We start from the raw sequence: 1,618 nt of genomic DNA, 5'->3' as shown, positions 1-1,618 counted from the left end.
CTCACCGCGTGTCCGCCGGTGACGGCCTCGGCCGCGTCCTCGACCGAGTGCAGGTCGAGGTCGTAGGCGAAGTGGTTCAGCGTCCCGCCGGGCAGGACCGCCAGCGGCAGCCTGTGCCGTACGGCCGCGGTGACGGCCGCGTTCACCGTGCCGTCGCCGCCGATCACCCCCAGTGCGGTGGCGCGTCCGGCGGCCTGGTCGAACAGCTCCTCCAGCGAAGCGTCCGGCCTCGCAGTGACGAACTCCGCCTCCGGCAGTGCGGCGCGTGCCTGCCGCAGCGCCTCGCCCCCGGTGCCTGCCGCGCTGTTGGCCACGACCACCAGTCCGCGCCCGGCGGGCAGAGCCGGTGCCTCGGCGCGCGGTCGGGCCTGCGGGCCCAGCTGCTCCCTGGTCGGGGCAATACCGCGCACGGCGTACGCCGCACCCACCCCGAGGGCCGCCCCCGCCAGTACGTCGCCGGGGTAGTGCACTCCGGTGTAGATGCGAGAGAAGGCCACCGACCAGGCCAGTGGGGCCAGGGCAACGCCCCAGCGGCGGGACTCCAGGCCGGCGCCGACGGCGAAGGCCGCGGCCGAGGCCGCATGACCGGAGGGAAACGAAGTGGTGAAGGGGAGACGGGCGAGGTGCCGCACCGCCGGTACACCGTCCAGCGGCGGACGGGGGCGCCGCGCCGACCGTTTGGCGAGGGTGTTCACGGTGGCCGAGGCCACGGCCAGTGACGCGACGGCGCGGACGGCGGCCCGTCGCCGAGGCCGCCCGCCTAGTGTGGCCATTCCGGCCGCGACACCGAACCACAGCAGCCCGTGGTCGGCGCTGCGGCTCAGCCGGGGCAGCACCTTCTCGGCGAGTGGCCAGTGGCGGGCGGCGACCTCCTCGAAGACGCGGCGGTCGGCACGGGCCAGCAGTGTCCGGAGCGGCCCGTGGAAGGAGTCGGCCCTGCCCCGCGCAGCGGGCGGCCGCGTGAGCAGGGTGAGCAGCGTGCGTGCGGTGTACTGAGGACGGGGCACCATGTGATCAACGTGCCCGCTGGGTGCGGGGTGATGCCTTGGGCCGGCCCGGTCGTTCCGGTCGGTCCTCTCGCCCGGCGGTGCCCGCAGCCGCTGACGTCACCCGATCAGCGCGAGTACGAGGCGCGTTCCGCTGGACGGTCAACACTGTAGAAGTCCGGGAAAGCAAGGTGCGGCGCACGAGCGAGGAGCAGGGACGGTACCGGTGGCGGACGAGGCGACCACGACGACGACCGGCGACGGGGCGACGACTCACGAGCCACTGACCTGTCTGGTGACCGGCGCGAGCGGCTACATCGGCGGTCGGCTCGTGCCCGAGCTGCTTCACGCCGGGTACCGGGTGCGCTGCCTGGCGCGCACACCGCGCAAGCTGCGCGACCATCCGTGGGCCGACCGGGTGGAGGTCGTCCGGGGCGACGTCCTCGACGCCGCGTCGGTGGCACGGGCGATGGACGGCGTGGACGTGGCCTACTACCTGGTGCACGCCCTCGGCACCGGGCGCGACTTCGAACGGACCGACCGTGACGCGGCCCGCGTCTTCGGCGAGCAGGCCCGTCGGGCCCACGTCCGCCGCCTCGTCTACCTCGGCGGACTGACCCCGGAAGGGGTTC

General features: G+C 74.6%; 2 protein-coding genes. One reads left to right on the top strand and one right to left on the bottom strand.

Features of this window, described 5'->3' with window-relative positions:
• Positions 1 to 1,010, bottom strand: a 1,010-nt coding sequence (locus ACFC8N_RS48880; RefSeq protein ID WP_376296105.1) for a bifunctional phosphatase PAP2/diacylglycerol kinase family protein, incomplete at its 3' end; no start/stop codon positions are given.
• A 202-nt stretch (positions 1,011 to 1,212) separates the two neighbouring features.
• Here ACFC8N_RS48880 and ACFC8N_RS48875 point away from each other — a divergent pair.
• A partial coding sequence (locus ACFC8N_RS48875; protein ID WP_376296104.1) for an NAD(P)H-binding protein occupies positions 1,213 to 1,618 on the top strand: 406 nt, incomplete at its 3' end.

This window comes from Streptomyces sp. NPDC055966 (genome assembly GCF_042269865.1).
Taxonomy (GTDB): domain Bacteria; phylum Actinomycetota; class Actinomycetes; order Streptomycetales; family Streptomycetaceae; genus Streptomyces.
This window is presented reverse-complemented; position numbering and strand designations above follow the sequence as displayed.